At 71.9% G+C, this 21,451-nt stretch carries 18 protein-coding genes; 14 read left to right on the forward strand and 4 right to left on the reverse strand.

Annotated features, from left to right (window positions below):
• Positions 1 to 124 precede the first annotated feature (124 nt).
• The 11 genes from pheA (at position 125) to WME95_RS42855 (ending at position 14,683) form a co-directional block, all read left to right on the forward strand.
• Positions 125 to 1,204, forward strand: a complete 1,080-nt coding sequence (gene pheA, locus WME95_RS42805; protein WP_437905020.1) for a prephenate dehydratase — start codon at positions 125 to 127, stop codon at positions 1,202 to 1,204.
• Positions 1,205 to 1,281: 77 nt separating this feature from the next.
• Positions 1,282 to 2,625, forward strand: a complete 1,344-nt coding sequence (locus WME95_RS42810) for a hypothetical protein (RefSeq protein WP_437905021.1) — start codon at positions 1,282 to 1,284, stop codon at positions 2,623 to 2,625.
• Between the two features lie 75 nt (positions 2,626 to 2,700).
• On the forward strand, positions 2,701 to 3,384 hold the full coding sequence (locus WME95_RS42815; RefSeq protein WP_437905022.1) for an RNA polymerase sigma factor: 684 nt from the start codon (positions 2,701 to 2,703) through the stop codon (positions 3,382 to 3,384).
• A complete protein-coding gene (locus WME95_RS42820; protein ID WP_437905023.1) occupies positions 3,381 to 4,538 on the forward strand; it encodes a tetratricopeptide repeat protein in 1,158 nt (385 codons plus the stop codon). The genes WME95_RS42815 and WME95_RS42820 overlap by 4 nt, the downstream gene beginning before the upstream one ends.
• A 174-nt stretch (positions 4,539 to 4,712) precedes the next feature.
• Positions 4,713 to 5,708, forward strand: a complete 996-nt coding sequence (locus tag WME95_RS42825; protein WP_437905024.1) for a hypothetical protein — start codon at positions 4,713 to 4,715, stop codon at positions 5,706 to 5,708.
• A gap of 61 nt (positions 5,709 to 5,769) precedes the next feature.
• Positions 5,770 to 6,864 (forward strand): hypothetical protein, encoded by a 1,095-nt coding sequence (locus WME95_RS42830; RefSeq protein ID WP_437905025.1) that lies wholly within the window; start codon positions 5,770 to 5,772, stop codon positions 6,862 to 6,864.
• 84 nt (positions 6,865 to 6,948) lie between these two features.
• Positions 6,949 to 9,015, forward strand: a complete 2,067-nt coding sequence (locus WME95_RS42835; RefSeq protein WP_437905026.1) for a PEP/pyruvate-binding domain-containing protein — start codon at positions 6,949 to 6,951, stop codon at positions 9,013 to 9,015.
• Positions 9,016 to 9,112: 97 nt separating this feature from the next.
• Complete coding sequence (locus tag WME95_RS42840; RefSeq protein ID WP_437546347.1) at positions 9,113 to 9,796, forward strand: DUF4956 domain-containing protein; 684 nt, start codon at positions 9,113 to 9,115, stop codon at positions 9,794 to 9,796.
• A gap of 102 nt (positions 9,797 to 9,898) precedes the next feature.
• Positions 9,899 to 12,010 (forward strand): HlyD family efflux transporter periplasmic adaptor subunit, encoded by a 2,112-nt coding sequence (locus tag WME95_RS42845; protein WP_437905027.1) that lies wholly within the window; start codon positions 9,899 to 9,901, stop codon positions 12,008 to 12,010.
• A complete protein-coding gene (locus tag WME95_RS42850; RefSeq protein WP_437905028.1) occupies positions 11,998 to 13,434 on the forward strand; it encodes a TolC family protein in 1,437 nt (478 codons plus the stop codon). Before WME95_RS42845 ends, WME95_RS42850 begins: the two co-directional genes overlap by 13 nt.
• 19 nt (positions 13,435 to 13,453) lie before the next feature.
• Complete coding sequence (locus WME95_RS42855) at positions 13,454 to 14,683, forward strand: CotH kinase family protein (protein WP_437905029.1); 1,230 nt, start codon at positions 13,454 to 13,456, stop codon at positions 14,681 to 14,683.
• A 77-nt stretch (positions 14,684 to 14,760) separates the two neighbouring features.
• Here the strand turns inward: WME95_RS42855 and WME95_RS42860 are convergent, their stop codons facing one another.
• The 4 genes from WME95_RS42860 to WME95_RS42875 form a co-directional block, all read right to left on the reverse strand.
• The gene (locus tag WME95_RS42860; RefSeq protein WP_437546355.1) at positions 14,761 to 15,117 is read right to left on the reverse strand and encodes a hypothetical protein; all 357 of its coding nucleotides are present in this window, start codon (positions 15,115 to 15,117) and stop codon (positions 14,761 to 14,763) included.
• Positions 15,118 to 15,223: 106 nt separating this feature from the next.
• Complete coding sequence (locus WME95_RS42865; protein ID WP_437546357.1) at positions 15,224 to 15,460, reverse strand: hypothetical protein; 237 nt, start codon at positions 15,458 to 15,460, stop codon at positions 15,224 to 15,226.
• A 273-nt stretch (positions 15,461 to 15,733) separates the two neighbouring features.
• A complete protein-coding gene (locus tag WME95_RS42870) occupies positions 15,734 to 15,988 on the reverse strand; it encodes a hypothetical protein (protein WP_437905030.1) in 255 nt (84 codons plus the stop codon).
• Positions 15,989 to 16,141: 153 nt separating this feature from the next.
• A complete protein-coding gene (locus WME95_RS42875) occupies positions 16,142 to 16,429 on the reverse strand; it encodes an RNA recognition motif domain-containing protein (RefSeq protein WP_272102212.1) in 288 nt (95 codons plus the stop codon).
• Between the two features lie 573 nt (positions 16,430 to 17,002).
• Between WME95_RS42875 and WME95_RS42880 the strand changes: the two genes are divergently transcribed.
• The 3 genes from WME95_RS42880 (at position 17,003) to WME95_RS42890 (ending at position 21,450) form a co-directional block, all read left to right on the forward strand.
• Positions 17,003 to 17,683, forward strand: a complete 681-nt coding sequence (locus WME95_RS42880) for a methyltransferase domain-containing protein (RefSeq protein WP_437905031.1) — start codon at positions 17,003 to 17,005, stop codon at positions 17,681 to 17,683.
• A 91-nt stretch (positions 17,684 to 17,774) separates the two neighbouring features.
• On the forward strand, positions 17,775 to 20,021 hold the full coding sequence (locus WME95_RS42885) for a glycosyltransferase (RefSeq protein ID WP_437905032.1): 2,247 nt from the start codon (positions 17,775 to 17,777) through the stop codon (positions 20,019 to 20,021).
• A 34-nt stretch (positions 20,022 to 20,055) separates the two neighbouring features.
• Positions 20,056 to 21,450 (forward strand): DUF362 domain-containing protein, encoded by a 1,395-nt coding sequence (locus WME95_RS42890; RefSeq protein WP_437905033.1) that lies wholly within the window; start codon positions 20,056 to 20,058, stop codon positions 21,448 to 21,450.
• The last annotated feature ends 1 nt before the right edge of the window (position 21,451 follow it).

Genomic DNA, 21,451 nt, shown 5'->3' on the forward strand with positions numbered 1-21,451 from the left:
GCCCCTGACGTTCGTCTCCGTCGCGCGCGTTCCGCGCCGCATTCCCTGCGCCGAGGCGAGCCTTGCGCTGCGGCGCCCCCTGCGCTTTGATGCCCGCCCTTCCCCATCCGAGGAGGAACAATCCATGGCGACCCTGGGCGACCTTCGCGAGCGCATCGACAGCATCGACGACCGGATCCTCGAGCTCCTCGCCGAGCGGGCCGAGGTGGCCGTCGAGGTCGCGCACGCGAAGCGCGCCGCGAACGCCACGCAGTTTCACGATCCGGAGCGGGAGCGGCGCGTGCTCACCCGCCTGCAGGCGAAGGGCGCGGGGCGCTTCCCGGGCGACGCCATCCGGGTCGTCTTCCGGGAGGTGATGAGCGCCTGCCTGTCGCTGGAGGAGCCCATGAAGGTGGCCTTTCCGGGGACGGAGGGCGCCTTCGCGGAGGTCGCGGCGCGGCACCTGTTCGGGCTGGCCGCGCGCTACCGGGAGACGGGCACCATCGAGGGCGTCTTCGACGCCGTGCGCGCGGGCGAGGCGGCCTGCGGCGTCGTCCCCGTCGAGAGCTCGACCGACGGCTCGGTGACCCTGACGGCGGACGCCTTGATCGAGAGCGACCTCCAGATCCGGCAGGAGCTCGTGCTCGACGTCGCCTATTGCCTGTTCAGCAAGGCGGAGGGGCTGAGCGGCGTCGCGCGGGTCCACGGCCACCCGCACGCGCTCTCGCAGTGCCGCCTCTGGCTCGCGAAGCACCTCCCCGGCGCGCAGATCGTCCAGACCGTCTCCGCGGCCGCGGCGGCGCACGAGGCCCTCGGCGACCCCGCCGCGGCGGCGATCGGCAGCCGCGGGGCGGGCGAGCTCTACGGGCTTCCGCTCCTGCGGGAGCGCATCCACGACCGCGCCGAGAACGCGACCCGCTTCATCGTCATCGCCCCGGCCGACGCGCCCGCCACGGGCGCGGACAAGACCTCGATCGTCTTCTCCGTGCAGGAGGAGCCCGGCGCGCTCCGCCGGGTCCTCGCCATCTTCGACGACGCGGGCATCAACCTGACCCGGATCGAGTCGAGGCCGAGCCGGCAGAAGCACTGGGACTACGTCTTTCTTGTCGATCTGGAGGGCCACCGGAGCGAGCCGCGCGTCGCCGACGCGATCGAGCGGCTCCGCGCGCGCTGCGAGATGGTGAAGGTGCTCGGGAGCTACCCGCGGTCGACCGGCGCGCGCTGAGGCGCGGAGGCGGGCATCCCGCCGAGCCGCGACGGGGGATGGTGCCCCGCGGGGAACGGTGATAAATTTCCGCGCCCGTGCCGGCTGCGTCGCTCGCGCTCGCCCTCCGCGCTGCCCGAACGGCCGCGAGCGCGGTCGCCGGCACCCTGCTGGCCGCCGTCGCCCTGCCCGCCGCAGCGGGCGAGCCTCGCGCCGCAGGCGAACCGGTGCTCGTCCTCGCCGCCTTCCCGGGCGCCGGCGGCATCGACAAACGCGCCATCGACCTCGTCGTCGCCCATATCCGCCCCGTCGGCATCCGCCTTCAGATCGTCCGACCCGGCACGCCGAGGCCCGTGCTGCAGACGCTCCTCCCCGAAGCCAACGCGCTCGCCGACGCGTGGGACGCGCGGGGAGTGCTCTGGATCGACGCCGGGGCGAGCGACGAGCTCGCCTTGTACGTGGTCGAGCGCGACGGCGAGCAGATCTACGGCCGCCGCATCCCGGTCTTGCCCGGCCAGACCGCCACCGCCCTCGAGTCGCTCGCCAACATCGCCGGCGCGGTCGCCGAGGAGCTCCGCGAGGGCCACGTCGCCGGCCTGGCCGAGGTGAAGGTCGCCCCGGTCGGGCCGGCTCAAGCGGCTCCGCCCGAGCCCGACGGTGCCCCCGAGCCCGCCACGTCCCCCGCGGCGCTCGCGGCCGCGGCGCCCGCGGACGCCGCGCCGGACCTGCAGCCGCCCGCGGGCCCGCCGTCGCCATCCACGGGCGCCCGCCGCGAAGCGAGCCCGCTGCCGACGTTCGCCGTCCTCGCCGGCTACACCGGCGCGAACTTCAGCAGCGCCGCGCCCTGGCAGAGCGCCGCCGCGCTCCGCGCCTCCTGGGCGCCGGTGGACTACGCCGTCCTCGGCCTGGGGTACGAGCTGATCCCCTCGACCTCGCTCGGCGACGAGCAGTCCACGTTCGAGCTCTCGCGCCACCCGGTGAGCACGACCGGCCAGGTCCGCCTCAGGCTCCCCCTTGGCCTCGACCTGCAGCTCGGCGCGCGCGCCACCGTCGATATCGTCGAGCGCGTCCCCGAGGAAGGCACGACCCAGCAGGCGCTCACGGAGCCGCCACCGTTCCCGCCTCCTCCCGGTCATGTCCCGCCACCGCGGCCGCCGTGGCGGTGGCCGCGGATGTTTCCGCAGCAGCTCCCGCCGCCGGAGGCCCGGACCGACGTGCTCGTGAGCGCCGCGCCGGTCGCGGAGCTCGGGGTCCCGCTCACCGGGTGGCTCCGCCTCAAGACGACGCTGGGTGTGGACGTGCTCCTGACGGAGCCTGACGCCACCGTACACCCGGCCCTCGCGCTTTCAGCCAATCCGGTGCGGATCTTCGCCGGCGTCGGGCTGGAGCTCGGCCTCGCCCTGCCGGCCTCGCCAGCCCCCGCGGGCATGGTCAGGAAATGACCACCCGCGCCGCATGACCCGTCACGAAAGGAAAATTGACCCGCTTCGGGCCGTGCGACGCACCAGGTCGAAGCGATGGACGCTGAGCACGCGCGAGCTCTCTCCAGGAGCCTCGGCCCACTGCCCGAGCCGCTCCTGGCCAGCGCCATGACGCGCCCCGTCCCCGCCCCGCCGCCTGCCCCGTCACCCGCCGTGTCCTCGCCGTCGGACCTCGAACGGATGCGCCACGCCGGCGCGGGTGACCCGGAGGCCCAGGCCTGGCTCATGACCCACGTGATCTCGCGGGTCCGCCGGATCGCGCGGACGTTCCTCCGCAGCGCGGCCGACGCCGACGACGCCGCGCAGCTCGCCCTGCTCGCGATCCTCGAGAGCGCGTCGAGCTACCGGGGCGACGCCGCCGTCGAGGCCTGGGCCAGGCGCGTCGCCGTCCGGACGATCCTCCGGTACGCAAGGCAGCAGCGCAGGGAAGGCGCGCCCGTGGCCCCGGAGAGCGCGATCGACGAGGAGATCGCCCAGGCGCCGCACCAACCCCCGTTCGAGGCCCTCCCGCGCGAGGCGCGCGCGTACCTCGACGAGCTGCCGGAGGCGCAGCGCCATGTGATCCTCCTGCACCACGCGCTCGATTACTCCATCGAGGAGATCGCCGGAATGACCGAGGTCAGCGCCGATACGGTGAAGAGCCGGCTGCGCCTCGGGATCGGCGCGCTCCGCAAGCAGGTGCGACAGGACCTCGCCGTCGGCCGGAAGAGAGCATCATGACAGGGACGCAGAAGTCCGAGATCGATCTGGACCTCCTGCCCGCGATCCTCGCCGCGGAGGCGCGCGGCGAGCCGATCCGCCCCGAGGACGCGGAGCTCCTCCGCCGCGCCGAGCAGGACGACCCCGAGCTCCGCGGCGAGGCGCCGCTCTGGGCCGCCATCGGCAGGCTCGGCGACGCGCGCGGCGACGGCCGCGAGCTCAGCGACGCCGCCATGCTGCAGCAGGTGCTCGCGCGCGCCCGCCTCGGGCCCGGGGGCGCCCGCCTCGACTCCGGGGGCGCCCGCTTCGAGCCCCGAGCCGCTCGCCTCGACCCGAGGGGCGCCCGCTTCGAGGCCGCGCCCGAGAGCACGGCGCGGCTGCGCGCGGCGCCTCGGCCGATGCTGCGGCGCGGGATCGCCGGGTCGCTCGCGGGCGTCGCCGTCGCGGCGACGCTCCTGGCCGCGCTCGCGGCGGAGCTGTTCGACGGGCCTGCGCAGCCGCCGGCGCCGAGCGGGAGCGAGACGCTCGATCCGAGCGGCGCACGGCGCACGGTCCTGAGCCTCCCCACGCTTTCGGTGCCGGAAGCGCCTCCGCCAGGCGCCGGCGCGCCCTCACCAGGCGCCGGTGAGCCCTCGCCAGGCGCCGGCGCACTCGCACCGGGCGCCGGCGCGCCCTCCGCCGAGCCGCCGCCCGGTACCGGCGCGCCCACCGGCGAGCCCGCGACCGCCAGCACCTCCAGCGCCGTCGGGGCCCGGGATCGCGCGCAGCAGCCGCCCAGGCCGCGCGCGGAGGAGCCCGCGGCGGGCCCGCAAGCGCTGCTCCTGCGCGCGCAGACCCAGCTCGGGCAGGGGAAGAGCGCCGAGGCGAACGCCTCCTACCGCGCCCTGCTCGCGCAGTACCCGGCGAGCCCCGAGGCGCGGGCGGCCCTGGTGTCGCTCGGGCAGATCGCGCTCCACCAGGGCAAGGCGGCGGAGGCGCTCGGCTATTTCGATCGCTACCTCGCCGGCGGCGGCCCCCTCGCCGCGGAGGCCCGGGTCGGCAGGGTGCAGAGCCTGCGCCGGCTCGGGCGGGCGGCCGACGAGCGCGCGGCCATCGCCGATTTCCTCGCGCGTCACGGCGAGAGCGTCCACGCGCCGCGGCTGCGCGCGCGCCTGTCCGAGCTCGGCGGCGGCTGAGCGCAGGGGCCGGACGCCGGATCGCCGGCGTCCGCGCGGCGGGGCTTCTTCAAAAAAGATTGACCCCTGATCCCGCCGCGTCGCCACCTGGCCATCGAGATGTCGCAAAACCTTTGCCGAATTGAAAAATTCTCCTCACGCGGCGGATGGCGCGCCGGTGTCCTTGGCGGGGTCGTGGCCCTCGTGTCGCTCGCCTGCTCGAGCTCCGGGGGTGGTCCCAACGACACGTCGGGCTCGGGGGGCTCAGCCGGCGGCTCCGGCGGCTCCGGCGGCTCCGGCGGCTCCACAGGGTCGGGTGAACCGACCGGCGACCCCACGAAGCTCGTCGGCGCCTTCCAGGTGCGCTCGCTGCCTTCTGCCGAGCCGGGCGCGGCGGGCAGCACGGCGGTGATCGGGAAGATCTACGACGGCCCCACGCCCGCGCAGCTCGTCTGGGAGGTGAAGACCGAGGAGGGCGGCTGTCAGCTCCTCACGCCGCGCGTCCCGTTCTGCAACGAGCCCTGCGGGGGCAGCGCCGTCTGCGTGGAGGACGACACGTGCCAACCCTACCCCGCCGCGCACAGCGCCGGCAACGTGACGGTGACCGGCTTGAACCTCGAGTCGGGCGAGGCGTCCCTCGTCATGAGCCCCACGGCGAACAACTACCAGCCTCCCGCCGGCGTGAAGCTCCTCTACCCGCCCGTCGACGAGGGCGATGTGCTCCGCTTCGAGGCGAGCGGCGATTTCTTCAGCGCCTTCACGGTGGAGGCCAAGGGCGTGAGCCCCCTCGATCTGCTGAACGAGACGATAGAGCTCGAGCCCGAGCAGCCCCTGCAGCTCACGTGGACCCCGCCGGGGCAGGCCGACGTCGCCAGGGTCCACGTGAAGCTCGACATCAGCCATCACGGGGGCACGAAGGGGATGATCGAGTGCAACGTCGAGGACACCGGCTCGCTCGATGTCCCGGCATCCCTCGTCAAGCAGCTCCTCGACCTCGGCGTCGCGGGCTTCCCGACGATCATCGTCACGCGCAAGTCCGTGGGCTCCACGACGATCCCGCCCGGCCGGGTCGATCTGGTCGTCTCGTCCCAGATCGAGCAGGCGGTGATGATCGCCGGGCTCACGTCGTGCAACGACGACTCGCAGTGCCCCGAGGGCCAGACCTGCCAGAGCGATCTCACCTGCAAGTGAGCCTCGCCGATCCGCGGCGCGGCCGACCGTCTAGCTTAACAAGGAAAAGGACACAGAGACCATGACACGCACTTATCGCCCCTTGCTGCTGCCCCTCACCCTCGCGTTGCTCGCCCCTGTGGTCGGCGTCGGCTGCTCCAGTTCGGACCCGGAGGTGGACAACGGAGGCGACAACTCCACAAGCACCTCGTCCAGCTCCGGCGGCAACACCTCTTCGTCGTCCAGCGGCAACACCTCTTCGTCGTCCAGCGGCAACACCACCTCGTCCAGCTCCGGCGGCAACACCTCTTCGTCGTCCAGCGGCAACACCACCTCGTCCAGCTCCGGCGACCCCACCACCTCGTCCAGCTCCGGCGGGACGACCGAGAAGTTCAGCTTCTTCGTGACCAGCCTCGTCGCCCTGCAGGAGCTGTCGGGCTCCCAGGACGGCTTCGGCGGCGATCTCCGCTTCGGAGAGACGGGCGCCGGCGCCGGGCTCCGCGGCGCGGACAAGATCTGCGCGACCATCGCCGAGAAGAGCATGCCCGGCGCGGGGGCCAAGCAGTGGCGCGCCTTCCTGAGCGCCGTCGCAGGGGAGGACGGCAAGCAGGTCAACGCGATCGATCGGATCGGCGAGGGTCCCTGGTACGACCGGCTCGGCCGGCTGCTCGCCAACAACAAGGAGGAGCTGCTCAACGACCGCCCCTCCGCGGCCGACCCTGCGATCATCGACGATTTTCCGAACGAGGACGGCGTCCCCAACCACCAGCCCGATCCGAGCCAGCCCGAGGTGGACAACCACGACATGCTGACGGGGACGAACGACAAGGGACAGCTCTACAGCGCGACAGCGACCTGCAAGGACTGGACGGCCAAGTCGGGCGACACGAGCGAGGGGAGGCCGCGCGTCGGTCACTCGTGGCCCAGGAACTTCGGAGGAGGCGGCTTCCCGACCGGCGGCGGCAGCACCGGCGCCGGCTTCCCGACCGGCGGCGGCAGCACCGGCGCCGGCCCCGGCGGCAACATCAACATGGCCAACTGGATGTCGTCGCTCGACGAGGCCGGGTGCGCGCCGGGCATCAACCTCCTGGAGCAGGGGGGGCCGCTGCCCGGCACGGTCACCGTCGGGTCCGGCGGCGGATACGGCGGGTTCTACTGCTTCGCGCTGACGCCCTGACACCTTGACACCTTGACGCGGGATTGACGCGGGATGACCGGCGCGCGCCGCTGCGCGGTCAGCTTACTTGTCTCAGGAGGAATCATGTACAAAGGCACTCGCATCACGTCGATCGTCACGCTCGCCTTGCTCGCCGCGGCGCTCCCGGGCGCGTGCGGCGGCGGCGGCACGGACGACCCCGGCGTGACCGGAGAGGTCTGCGAACGCAAGAACGCCGATGAATCGACGGAGTTCCTGAAGCGCGTCGGGTGCGCCGCGGACTTCGAGGCGCTCGCCTCGGTGCCCATCGACGCCAGCCTGCCCGGCGCGCGGTCGGTCAAGGTCGTGCTGGATCAGGCCGATCAGAACGCGCTGTATTTCCAGAACAGCGTTCTCTACCTGATCCACTACGACTTCGTGTCATCGCACCTCTCCGGCGACCCGCTGCCCCTCGTCCCGCCCCTCGGCGAGTTCAACGCGACCGAGTACTTTACGCCGGATCGCCGCTTCGTCCTCGGCGCGGTGACGCACTACGAGGGCCCCGACGTGTGGGCCGTCGAGCTCTCCCCCTACGACACCGCGTCCGCGGACATGATCGCCACCCTGTTCAGGGCGGTCAAGGCGGCCTCCTTCTTCGGGGCGAAGCTCGCCTTCCACCCGACGTCGGAGGCCGTCGCGGCCGAGGCGAAGAAGCTCCCCGCCGACATCCCCGTGGTCAGCACCGGCGAGCTCTACGCCGGGATCGACTACCAGCCGCTCTCGCTGGGCACGGCGGTGGGCCGGCTCCACTTCGCGAAGGCGGCGGATCTCGCCACGGAGTACCTGTCCCACCAGGACATCGTCGTCCTCGACGAGGCGCCCAACGACATCTCGGTCGTCCAGGGGATCATCACCGAGCAGTTCCAGACGCCGCTCTCGCACGTCAACGTGCTGTCCCAGAACCGGCGCACCCCCAACATGGGGCTGCGCAACGCCATGAACCACCCCGACCTGCTCGCGCTGAAGGACAAGCTCGTCGAGCTCACCGCGGGGCCGTCGTCCTGGAGCGTCCGCGAGGTCACCGAGGCGGAGGCCGAGGCGTTCTGGGAGGCGCACAAACCCACGCCCGTCACGCTCCCCGAGATGGATCTGACGGTCACCGATCTGCGCGACATCGAGGAGGTGACCCCCGATCCGCCGGAGGGCGAGCCGCTCCGGGACGCGATCAAGAAGGCCGTGCTCGCCTTCGGCGGCAAGTCGGCCCACTACTCCATCCTGGCCAGGATCCCCGAGGTCCCCATCCAGAAGGCCTTCTCGATCCCGATGTACTACTATGACCAGTTCATGAAAGATAACGGGTTCTACGAGCAGATCGACGCGATGCTCGCCGACCCGAAGTTCGCCACCGACGCCGCGGCCCGCGACGAGCAGCTGAAGGCGCTCCGCGACGCCATGAAGACCGCGCCCGTCGACGCCGAGCTCCAGGAGCTCCTCAGGGCGAAGATCGAGGCGGAGTACGCCGGGCACCCGATCCGCTTCCGCACCAGCACGAACAGCGAGGATCTCGACGGGTTCCCGTGCGCCGGCTGCTACGACTCGAACACCGGCGATCCGACGGACTGGGAGGACGTCCTCGACGCCGTCCGCAAGACCTACGCGAGCGCCTGGAAGCTCCGCACCTTCGACGAGCGCACCTATTACGGCATCGACCACCGGACCATCGGGATGGCCTTGCTCGTGCACCACAACTTCCCGGACGAGGAGGCGAACGGCGTGGCCATCACCAACAACCCGTTCGACACGGCAGGGGTCCAGCCCGCCTTCTACGTCAACGTGCAGAGCGGCGGTGACGTGGAGGTGGTCGCCCCGCCCGCGGGCGTGACGAACGACGCGTTCCTCTACTTCTTCAACCAGCCGAACCAGCCGGTCACCTACCTGACGCACTCGAGCCTCATGCCGGAGGGCCAGACGGTCCTCTCGACGGCGCAGGTCCATCAGCTCGGCGTGGCGCTCGACGCCATCCACGAGCGGTTCTCCCCCGCGTACGGGCCGGCGAGCGGCAACGACGGGTGGTATGCGATGGACGTGGAGTTCAAGTACGACGACGACGCGAACCCCGACGAGCCGCCGACGCTCTACATCAAGCAAGCGCGCCCCTACCCTGGCCGCGGCGCCGCCGCCGAGGCGCCGTGACGCAGACGCGCGCGGATCACGTGGATCACGTGGATCACGTGGACGGAGATGAGCGCGCGCCGCGCCCGGCGATCGCCCCCGGAAAGAGCGGCTCGCCGTGATAGACTGGCTCGGATGGGTCACCCAGGGGAGCGCCATGGACTTCCGCAAGGCGGTCGTGGCGCTCCTGCTGGCGTTCGGGCTCGGCCAGGCGGTCGCGCTCGTCTACATGGCCACATTTCGCGGGCTCTCCTACTCCCGCTCATCCGTGCACAGCATGGCGATGGGCAGCGTCATCACCTGCATGCTGATGCTCTCCGTGGGCAGCAGCATCGCCGCCGGCATCGGCGTCGCCGTGGGCCTGAGCGCGGTCCGGTTCCGCACGACCATGCGCGATCCGCGCGACGTCATGTTCGTCTTCGCGGCGCTCGGCGTCGGCATCGCCTGCGGGCTCCAGGCGGTCGGCGCGGCCCTCGGCGGGACCGCGATCTTCGCCGCCGGAACCTTGCTCCTCCATTTCACCGGCTGGGGCTCGCGACGACAGCCGGATGGCCTGCTCCGCTTCACCGCGCCCGCCGTGCCCGAGGTGGAGGACGCGCTCGCGAGGGTGCTCCGCGCTCACTGCCGGACCTTCTCGCTGGTGACCCTCCGGGAGGCTGCGCAGGGGACCGTGATGGAGCATGCTTACCAGATCACCGTCCTCGCGCCCGAGCTGCGCTCGGCGCTCGTCGCGAAGCTCCAGGCCATCCCGGGCGTGCAGGACGTCTCTCTCATGCTTCAGGAGCCGACGCTGGATCTCTAGCGGCCGAGGTCCATCGCGGAGGACGCCTGTCGGTCACGCCCTCGTGGGCCCTCTCGCTTCGTTGACACAGCCGCCGTCGTCATCACCGCGCAAGGATCATCGATGTACAGCTACCAGCGACTCCGCTCGGCGCTCCAGGACGCCGCCCCCGCGATCACCTTCGTGCTCACGCTCGGCGCCGCCCTGTGGCTCCACGTGGGCAGCGGCCCGGGCGGGCGGGTCTTCGGCTACGCGGAGGCGCTGCCCGAGGTGCTCTCGCCGGTCGAGACCGCCCGGGTGGCCTCCATCGAGGTGGCCGTCGGCGAGGAGGTCGAGGCCGGGCAGATCATCGCGACGCTGGACAGCTCGGTGATCGACGCCGAGATCGCCGTCGCCAAGGCGGAGAAGACCCAGGTCGAGGCCGATCTGAACATGGAGCTCGCCGTCCTCGAGCAGGAGCTCGACACGAACCGCGAGACGGTCGAGCGCCACCTCGCCGTCCACCGCGAGGAGCAGCGCCGCGCGGTCGCCGAGGCCAAGGTGCTGGACAGCGAGATCTCGCGGATGAAGCAGCTCATCGAGAACCGGCAGGCGGTGCTCGACGACCTGACGAAGCTCGATCTGCAGCACGCGACGGTCACGGCGATCGCCAGCGAGAAGCCGCGGACGCTGAGCGTCCTCACGGAGCAGCTCAAGGCGACGGAGCGGCGGCGGAACGGCCTCCGGGACCGGACGTCGGGGCTGGCCGCGAAGCTCGACGCCGACGTGCGCGTCGCGACCGAGAACATCGCGATGCTCGAGCAGCGGCGCGCGAGCTACGTGCTGCGCGCCGCGAACGCGGGGCGCGTCATCTCCATCGACAGGCAGCCCGGCGACGTGGTCCCGGCCGGGATGCCCCTGGTGCAGCTCCTGAGCGCGCGCACGGGCGCGCGCGCGGTCGCATGCGTCCCCGAGCGCTTCGCCCTCGGCGTCAACGACGGGGACGCCGCCGAGCTCTACATCCGGGGCCAGCTCGGCGACGCGATCCCGGGCACGGTCGTCGCCGTGGGGCCGCTCGTCTCCCAGCTCCCCCCGCGCTGCTGGCCGACGCCGGAGATGCCGGCGTGGGGCCGCGTCGTCACCATCTCGCTGGACGCGCCGATGGCGCTCGTCCCCGGCCAGGCCTTCGACATCACGTTCGACGCGCGCCGCGGCGCGGCCCCCGCCCAGCCGCCGCCGAAGCCCACCACCACCGCGCCGAAGGCCGGCGCCGCCCCGAAGGCCGGCGCGGTCGCGTCCCAGTCCCCCATGAAGCTGCCCCCGACCCTGGCGAGCCGGACGCGCTTCGAGCCGTCGGGCGTGCTCGCGCGCCCCGGCGAGTCCCGGTACCTCCTCGTCAGCGACGACACGGGCCACGAGCAGAACAACGAGGGCGCGCCGTGGCTCTTCGCGATGTCCGCGGGCGGCGCCGTCGCCGCGGATCCGGTGCCGGTGAGCGGCGTCGACGCGCTGAACGACGTCGAGGGGATCGCGGCCGGGGACGCGGGCGAGATCTACCTCCTGTCGTCGCAGAGCTACAGCAAGAAGGGGAAGCGCAAGTCGGAGCGGACCGCGCTCCTCCGCCTCCGCCAGGACGGCCAGGGCTTCCGCGTCGACGGCGAGATCCACCTGGCCGAGGTCCTCGACGCGGACCCCTCGCGGGCCGCGGCGCTCGGCCTCCCCGAGGGGACGCGGGCGCTCGACATCGAGGGCCTCGCCTTCCGGCAGGGCGCCCTGTACCTCGGGCTGAAGGCGCCGCTCGACGCGCAGGGCAACGCGATGATCTGGCGGGTCGGCTCCCCGAGCGCGCTGTTCGGCGGCGAGGGAGCCGCGGCGGTCGAGGCCGCGAGCGCGAAGAAGAAGCATCGGACCGCGGCCGAGGCGATCCGCTTCGACGCGGCCCGCGTCTCGCTGTGGGCGCGCGCGCGCGTCGACGTGGAGGTCGCCGGGAAGCCCACGCCGGGCGGCATCTCGGAGCTCGTGTTCATGCCGGACGGCGCGCTCGCCATGACGTCCACGCCCTCGACGGCGGACGGCGACGCCGGCGCGCTGTGGCGGGTGGATCGCCCCGAGGGCGGCGTCCTCTCGCCGCGCCTCGTCCAGCGGTTCCCGGGGCTCAAGCCCGAGGGGATCTCACCGTCGCTCACGCCGGGCGCGCTGACGATCGTGTTCGACGCCGCCGCGCCCTCGTTCCAGGAGATCTCGTGGGGCCAGTGAGCCAGCGCCGCCGCCGCGCGGCGATCCCCGTCATGGTGCTCTGCGCGGCCCTCTCGGGCTGCTCTTCCCCGCCGAGGCCGGCGGCGTCCGACCGCGCGATCGCCCTCTACCGCGAGGGCCGCGCGTCCGCCGGCGCGCCGGCGCTCCGCCGCGCGGGCCCGGGCGCGCGTCCGGGCGCGTCCAGCGCGGGGCCGATCGCGATGACCGTGGAGGACGCCGTCGCCTGGGCGAGGGACCACAGCGCCGAGCTCGCCGCGCAGAGCGCCCGCGCCGAGGCGGCCGCGGCGCAGGTCGACGCGGAGGACCACCTCGAGAACCCGGAGCTCCGCATCACGAACATCGAGCTCCAGCGCATCCGCGAGCGCGATCCGCGCGTGAGCACCGCGCTCCGCTTCCCGGTGACCCGCCCTGGCGAGGTCGACGCGAACGTCGCGGAGGCGCGCGTGGACGAGGCCAAGGCGCTCGCCGAGGCGCGCGAGATCGAGATCGCCCTCGAGGCCGACATCCGGTTGCTGTTCGACGAGGTGCTCCTCTTCGACGCCGAGATCGCGGCCGCCGACGCGGTGGCCGAGGCGCGCCGGTCGCTCGCCACCTGGATGAAGGGGCAGCTCGCGGCCGCGCGGACGACGGCGGTCGACGAGGCGATGACGGAGCTCACCGCCGTCGACGCGGAGCAGGACGGCGTGGATCTGCGCGCGCAGCGGAGCGCGGCGCTCGCCGCGCTCCTGTCGCGCATGGGGCTCGATCCCGCGGTGCCCGTGCGCCTCCTCGGCGCGCCGAAGAGCGCGTGGCCTCCCCCGGAGCTCCCCACGGAGGCGCAGGCCGTCGAGCTCGCGCTCAAGCGCCGCCCCGAGATCGAGCTCGCGGCCGCGCAGGGCGACGCGGCGGACGCGACGCTCCAGGCCGAGCGCGCCGCGCGGTGGCCCTGGCTCTCCTTCGTCGAGGTCGGCTACGACTTCCGGCGAGAGAACGATCTCGGCCTCGGGTGGACGTTCGGGCTCGCGATCGAGCTGCCGGTGTTCGACACGCACCGCGCGGCCACCGTCGCGGCGGACACGGCGCGCAAGGCGGAGCAGCGCGCGCTCGGCGCCGCGGTCGAGCTCGTGACGCGCGAGGTGCGGACGAGCCTGAGCGAGGCGCAGGCCACCCGCGCCCTCGTGACCGAGCTCCGGCGCCGGATGAACCCCGCCGCCGAGCGCGCGGGCGCCGAGGCGCAGCGGGCGATCGAGGGCCGCAACGTCGACGTCGGGCGGGCGCTCGAGGTCGACGAGCGCCGCGTGCGCCTGGAGCTCCGGCTGCTGCGCTTCGTGCGCCGCTACTGGACCGCGGTCGGCGAGCTCCGCCACGCCGTCGGCGGCCGGCTCCCCGCCGAGGCGGGCCACCATGGCCGGAACACGGAGCCCGGGAGCGATGCGGAGCGGTAGAGCGGGAAGAGCGGGAACGATGAGATCCCTTCATGCATCCGCGGTCCTCGCGCTCGTCGCGGCGAGCCAGGGTGGCTGTGTGCCCCTCGACCCGGGCAGCGGCGTGGTCTTCGATCGGACGGCGCTGCACGAGATCGCGATCACCATCGACGAGGCCCACCTGGGGCAGCTCCGCACGGACCTCGACAACCGCGTCCCGTGCACCATCGTCTACGACGGCGACGTCGTCAGCGGCGCTGGCATCCGGCAGAAGGGCAACTCGGCCGTGGATCTGTCCGAGAAGCCGAGCTTCAGCGTCAAGCTCGACGAGTTCGATGAAGAGGCGAACCTGCACGGGCTCAAGAAGCTCCTGCTGAACAACTCCAAGCAGGACCCGACGTTCCTTCGCGAGCAGATCGGCGAGGACCTGCACGACCGCGCCGGCGTGCCCGCGGCGCGCACCGCGCACGCGGTGGTGAGCGTCAACGGCGTGGACAGGGGGATCTACGTCGTCACCGAGGCCATCGACAAGCGGTTCCTGCGGCTGCACTTCGGCGAGGTGAACGACGAGGGCGCGCTCTACGAGGGCCCGTGCTGCGGCGACTTCGCCGAGGACATCGACGCCGTGGAGCTCGACGGCGGCGATGACGGCGGCGGGGCAGAGCTCCGGTCTCTCGCCGCCGCCATCCAGGAGGCGCCGGACGAGCAGCTCGCGGCGGAGGTGAGCAAGCGCCTCGACCTGGATCGGTTCCTCACGAGCTACGCCCTCGAGGCGCTGCTCGGCCACTGGGACGGCTACGCCTACCGGGCGAACAACTATTACCTCTACGAGAACCCGGTCGACGGGCGCTTCGTGTTCATCGCCCACGGGATGGACCGCATCCTGGACGACCCGCATTTCGACACCGAGACGGAGCCGGTCGCCGTGCTCCCGCGCCGGATCCGGGAGATCCCGGCGCTCGACGAGCGGTATCGCGCCGAGCTCGCCCGCATCGTGAACGCGGCGTGGGACGAGGGCGCCGTGCTCGCGGCCATCGATCGGGCAGAGCAGGTGCTCGGCGAGGCCGGCGCCGGCGCCGCGACTCGAGGCGACCTGAGCGAGTTCAAGGCGCACGTGGGCGCCCTGCGCAGCGATCTGAAGCTGCGCCGCGCGCTCGTCGATCCCGCGATCGTCTGCGGCGACGGCGACGTCGCGGGGCTCGAGACGTGCGATGACGGCAACACGGCGGCTGGCGACGGGTGCAGCGCGAGGTGCCGCGTCGAGCCTTGATGGGAGCCGGGCTCGGCCCTCAGCGCTGCAACCGCGCTGAACCAGATCCTCGGATTGGCATCCGAGCGCGACAGCGCTCAAACACTGCCGCTCACCTTCGCTGCGCGGGTGCTGCCGTCGACCGATGACTCGATCGTATACAGCGCTCCATGGAAGGAGATGCTCCCGTCCTCGCTCAAGCTTCCGCCGCGCAGCACGTTGGCGGCGCTCTCGTAGAGAAGAAAGGGAGCGAGGCCGACGGGCAGCTCGCTCGCGAGCGTCCAGGTGCCCTCCGCGCCGCCAGAGGCGATCACGAGGTACTGCTGAGCGCCGGACGCGTTGACGAGCACGCCGAGCGTCGAGCCGCTCCGGTCGCGGGACGTCGCGCGGAAGTTGAGGTGGGCAGCGGTGGCGAGCAAGGTGGCGGAGGTGACGGGCTTCTGGGAGATAGACATGGCTGTGTTTGCACGACTCGGTTGCTGGCTCGGCGACAAGTTCACGGTCCCGTGTCCTGCCGGAGCTGGCTGCTGTCCTCGCTCCCGGCCGTCACGGTCCAAGCTCTCACGCGATCGAGCTCTTTGGCTGCCAGAAGAGCCCATCGTACTTCCGGGGAGATCCCGAGCGGTCCAGCCGCTGGAACGTCTCGCCGAACTTGAGGTTCCGCTGGCGGTCGCGATCGAACGGACCATGCTGGCCGTCCGCCGGCTCGTACATGGCCTCGCTCCTCCCGTGCACCTGGAAGCGCCAGCAGAGCCTCTGTTCCACGCCATCCACGACCCGCGATAAACACGCTTTCATGGCGACCACTTTCCTTGCGCTCAGCCGCACGGACGCGGAAGGCACGCCGGGCGCGCGCTTCCGCATGTGCATGCAGGAGCTGCCTCGAGCGGCTCTTTATGGCCTTGCCTGTCGCTCGAGCCCAACGGGTCCAGGCGGCATCGCTATCAACTTCGCAATCAGCTTTCGCTGCGCGAGCGTCATCATGTACCAGAGAACGAGCCGCGGCACCACGAAAGTTGATAAGCCAGGGGTCGATCTCGTCGATGCAGGGCTTTTTCACGATCCTGCGCTTCAGGGTTCAGCGGCCAGAGACGACCGTGACCCCTCGGCGCGCGCGGCCGCGGGCTCCAGGCGAGCGACCTGATAGCTCGGGTCGACCTGGAACCAGCGCACCGCGAAGCTCGGGCGCATTGAGGACTTGTGACGGTTGTTCTGGGAGAGCTCGCCGAGCGTCACGCTATCGAGGGCCAGCGTGTCGCGCGAGCGGTCGTCGTCGTTGTCGTCGTTGAAGCTGCAGTCGCCGTGGCGGTGGCCGCACGAGCTCACGACGGCGCCGTGCAGCGGCCCCAGGGTCCAGTGGCCCTCTCGCCTGCGCGGCGCTCGCGCGCACCGGCGTGCGGCTCGGGCGTCTCGAAGACAAAATAAACGCGGCGGGCCTTCATGGGCCCGCCGCGTTGTTACGACTCGACGAAGGAGCGATCAGTAACGACCGCGACCGCCGCCGCCGCCGCCGCCAGCCGGACGCTCCTGCGCCTCGTTCACCTTGAGCGAGCGCCCATCGAGCATCATGCCGTTCAGCTGCGAGATGGCGCTGTTCGCCGCCTGGGCCGAGCCCATCGTGACGAACGCAAACCCGCGCGGCTGGCCGGTCTCGCGATCGGTCGGCATCGAGACCTCGCGGACCTCGCCGCTGCCAGCGAACGCGGCCTCGAGGGACTCGCGGGTGGTGCTGTAGGAGAGATTGCCGACGTAGAGACGATTACCCATGACACGTTACTTTCACGGCTTGCAGCTGCGCTCGTGAGCGCTCTTCGCCTGCCGTTCGATGAAGCCGTCGCGGATCGAACGGAAGCGTGCCGCGCAGCGAACCCGCGCAGGCACACGGTGCGTCGTCCAGTCATCCGCGCGAGCAACGATCTCCCTCGCGTGGAGGGAGAGAGAACGCATCGTGTCGAGAGCCAGTGACGTCGTGAGGGGCCCAAGCTACTCCTTTGGGGCACCAACGGCAAGGAGTGTCTCAGCGATCTTTTCTCTTTCTTTCCGCCCGCAGCGGCAACCAGCGCGCGTTCCTGTGATGCGCGCGTGATGCGCGCGTGATGCGCGCGTGATGCGCGCGTGATGCGCGCGTGATGCGCGCGTGATGCGTCCGGGGGCGCACAACAGCGTCTGCCGGCGGACGAGCTGGATGCGCGCCCCACTGCACCGTCAGCGGCCTCTCACGCGACCAGGGAGCCGCTGTCGACCGGACGCTCACGTCGGCGGATGACCGCGCGGTCCCATCGCCGGGCGCGGGGCCGCCGCCGGGGTGAGGCTCCGCCGCCCCTGTGCTATGGGGCCGCCATGCCGAACACAGCCGGCGACATCGACGTGGAGGCGCTGAACGACCGCCTCGCGCGGGAGCACCCGATCGACGACTACTACGACCGCGCCCCGCTGCCGATCCGGCTCATCGAGCGCGAGCGGCTCGCCATCATCCGCGGCATGCTGGGCGACTGCGCCGGCCTCGACCTCGCGGAGGTCGGCTCGGGCGGCGGGCACGTGCTCCGGATGTTCCCGCGGGCCCGCATCACGGCGATCGACGTCTCCGACGTCTTCCTCGACACCGCCCGCAAGAACCTCGCGGGCTACGACGCCCGCTTCCTCAAGGGCGAGGTCGACAAGCTCGACCTCCCCGCCGCGAGCTTCGATCGCGTCGTCTGCACCGAGGTCCTGGAGCACACCGTCGAGCCCGCCGCCGTCCTCGCGGCCATCGCGCGCCTCTTGCGCCCCGGCGGCGTGGCCGCGATCACGGTGCCGAACGACCCGCTCATCGGGCGGCTGAAGGGTATCGTCCGCCGCACGCCCGTCGGCTACCTCCTGCGGGATCGCATCCAGTGGGGCGGCGACGCCTACCACCTGCACCAGTGGACCCCCGACGAGTTCGGCCGCCTCCTCGACCGCCATTTCCGCGTGACCGAGCGCCGCGCGGCGCCGCACGGCGCGCTGCCGATCCGCGCGTGCTTCCGCTGCGTCCCCCGGTGATCGCTCCCGCGCGCGCGGAGCGCCCGAAGCGCCCAGCGCGCCCCTCGCCCTGCTGCGGTGTCTCCTTCAAGGCAAGATAGGCGAACACACCATGTCCGAACCCCGAACCGAGCTCGCTCCGGCGGCGCCGATCGAGCTCTCCGTCCTCGTGCCCTGTCTCAACGAGGAGCTGAACATCCCCGAGCTCACCGACCGCATCCTCGGCGTCTTCAGCGCAGGGGCGCTCACGGGCGAGCTCATCCTCGTCGACGACGGCTCGAGCGACGGCACCGCCACGACGATCCGCGCGCTCATGGCCGCGCACCCGGGGCTCGTCGTTGGGTGCTTCCACCCGCAGAACCGCGGCATCACGGCGGCGTGGCGCACCGGCGCCGCCGCCGCGCGCGGCAAGCTCGTCGCCACCATCGACGCCGATCTCCAGTACCAGCCCGAGGACCTCCTGCGCCTCCGGCGCGAGCTCTACGAGCACAGCGTCGATGTCGTCCAGGGCTGGCGGAGCGCCGTCGGGCGCCGCAGGGACCGCCGGTACCACCTGAGCCGCGGGCTCAACCACCTCTTGAACACCACCTTCGGCATGTCGCTCCACGACAACAAGAGCGGCTTCGTGATGTGCGCACGGGAGGTGTTCCAGGATCTCTTGACGTACAAGGGCAGCTATTTTTACTGGCAGTCCTTCATCCTGGTCGCCGCCCATGCCAAGGGTTACTCGTACAAAGAGGTCGAGACGCTCTTCGAGCAGCGGCGTCAGGGCGTCTCCTTCCTCGACCAGGCCGCGGCGCGCGCCGTGGTCAAATCGTTCTACGATCTCGGCAAGGCCGCGTGGGAGTACCGCGTGGACCGGATCCCGCCGGACGTGGCGACTCAGTACCTCCGCCGCAACCCGGTTGTCGACCGCTCGCCGGAGCGCGACCCGCTCTCCACGGCGAGGTGGCGCGCGTACCTGGCCGCGTTCAACCACACCCACTGGATGATCACGCGCGACGTCGAGCACTACTACGAGACGCTGCGCAGGACGCAGTGGCTCACGCCGTCGCAGACCCGCGAGCTCCAGGACGAGAAGCTCAGGCGGCTGCTCCGCCACTGCTACCGCAACGTGCCCTACTACCGCGCTCGCATGCAGGAGCTCAAGCTCCGGCCCGAGGACATCCGCGGCCAGGAAGACCTCCACAAGCTGCCGTTCCTCACCAAGGCGGATATCCGGCGCCACCTCTACTTCGACATCATGTCGGAGAACCACGACAAGTCGCAGGTCCTCAAGATCACGACGAGCGGCTCCACCGGCGAGCCCTTCGTCTGCTACGCGGACCGGGCTCAGCTCGAGTTCCGCTGGGCGGCGACGCTCCGGGCGCAGGAGTGGACGGGCTACCGCTTCGGCGACCCCACGGTGCGGCTCTGGCACCAGACGATCGGCATGACGAAGTGGCAAGCTGCCCGCGAGCGCGCGGACGCCGTCCTCTCGAACCGGACGTTCATCCCGATCTTCGAGCTCTCCGACGACAACCTGGGCGAGATGATCGCGAGGATCGCCGGCGCGCGGCCGGTGCTCATGGATGGCTACGCCGAGGCGCTCGATTTCCTGGCCCATTACGTCAAGAGCACCGGAAAGGTCGCGGCCCGGCCGCGCGCGATCATGTCGAGCGCCCAGACGCTGCCGCTGCCGAGCCGCCGGCTCATCGAGGAGGCGTTCGGCTGCAAGGTCTTCGACAAGTACGGCAGCCGCGAGTTCTCGGGCATCGCGTACGAGTGCGACGCGCACGAGGGCCACCACGTGGTGGCCGAGGGGTACATCGTCGAGGTCCTGCGCGACGGGCGCCCCGCCGAGCCGGGGGAGATCGGAGAGGTCGTGATCACCGATCTCAACAACTTCTGCATGCCGTTCGTCCGCTACCGCATCGGCGATCTCGCCGAGGCGATGTCCCCGTCCGCGCCGTGCCCCTGTGGCCGCGGGGCGCCGCGCGTCGGCCGCATCGAGGGGCGCGTCCAGTCCATCATCCGCGGCACGGACGGGCGCTATCTGCCCGGCACGTTCTTCGCGCACTACCTCAAGGAGTTCGATTACGCGATCAAGCGCTTCCAGGTGGTGCAGGAGGAGCGCGACGCCATCACGTTCCGCGTGGTCAAGGGCGGGCGGTTCTCGCAGCAGGTCCTGGACGAGGTGCTCGCGACGTTCCGCCATCACCTCGGCGAGCGGATGCGCATCGACGTCGAGTTCGCCGACGACATCGCGCTCGTCCGCACGGGCAAGCACCTCGCGAGCGTCTCGCGCCTCAACGTCGATTTCCAGCGCGCCGCGCCGGCGGAGATCCTCTCGTCCGGCCTGAGCGGCCCGGACGCTTGACCGGGGGCTCCCGATGACAGCGACGAGCCGCCGCGTGGTGACGGTCTCTCGGCCGGGCGTGGGCTACGGGGGCAGCGCGCCCTACGGCCCGCCGAGCCCGGTCTACGAGGCCGTCGAGGCGCTCTTCCGCCGGCTCGGCCTCGACGCGGCCCGCGCCGGCACGCCCGCGTGGAACCCGCTCGGCGACCTGATCGCGCCGGGGGACCGCGTCGTCGTCAAGCCGAACCTCGTCTCCTCGAAGAACCTCCACCAGAAGATCACGGGCGAGCGCCTCGCCGCCTCCAGCACGCACGGCTCGCTGCTCCGGCCCGTGCTCGACTACGCGCTCCGCGCCGCCGGCCCGCGCGGGAGCGTGCGCGTCGTCGACTCCCCGGTCGAGGGCTGCGAGATCGAGAAGGTCGCCGGCCCGCTCGGCATCTTCGACGTCATCGATCACCTGAGGGCCCAGGGGCATGACGTCGATTTCATCGACCTGCGGTATTTCCGGGTCGCGCCGGTGTTCGCGCTCGACGACGTGCGCCGCTTCGGCCGCTCCTGGAACCTCGGCCTGCTCCTCCGCCGCCGCCTGCCCGGCGATCCGCGGGGCTACCGGGTCGTCGATCTGGGCTCGAGCAGCTTCTTCGCCGCCGCGGGCGCCCCGCGCGGCGCCGCGCTCCGCTTCCACCGCAGCCATTACGCGACGCCGGTGCCGCACCACGCAGGACAACGGCACGAGTACAGCATTCCCCAGACGCTCCTCGACGCGGATGTCGTCATCAACCTCCCCAAGCTGAAGACGCACAAGAAGACGGGTATCACGCTGTCGCTGAAGAGCGTGATCGGCCTGACGAACGAGAAGTACTGGCTCCCGCACTTCACCGAGGGTGATCCATCGGTCGGCGGCGACGAGTTCGATCGGCCTCAGGGTCTCGGAGACGCGGTGGAGAACAAGCTCAGCCGGTTCCCGCTCCCCGGCGATCACTCGCTCGTCGCGCGCGCGCCGCGGCTCGGGGCGCCGCCGAAGGTCATCGATGGCAGCTGGGAGGGGAACAACACGCTCTGGCGGACGATCCTGGATCTCAACCGCATCCTGTTCTTCGCGGACCGCGGCGGCGCGCTGCGCGGGGAGCCGCAGCGGCGGTACCTGACGATCGTGGACGGCATCGTCGCGGGGGAGGGCGAAGGGCCGCTCGGGGCGACGCCCGTGCACGCGGGGCTCCTGCTCGGCGGGTTCGATCCGGGCCTCGTCGACGCGATCGCCTCGCAGGTGATGGGCTTCGATCCGGCGCGGATACCGCTCGTGCGGGAGTCGCTGGGCGGGGTGTTGCTCCCTGGCAGTCACCTCGACGAGGTAGAGCACATCGTCGACGGGCCCGCGCCGACCCACCGGTTCAAGCCGCCGCGGAGCTGGCCGTCGCTGCTGCCGGGCGTGGCCGGCGCGGCGGCGTGAC

Source organism: Sorangium sp. So ce327 (genome assembly GCF_051530205.1).
GTDB lineage: Bacteria > Myxococcota_A > Polyangia > Polyangiales > Polyangiaceae > Sorangium > Sorangium cellulosum_B.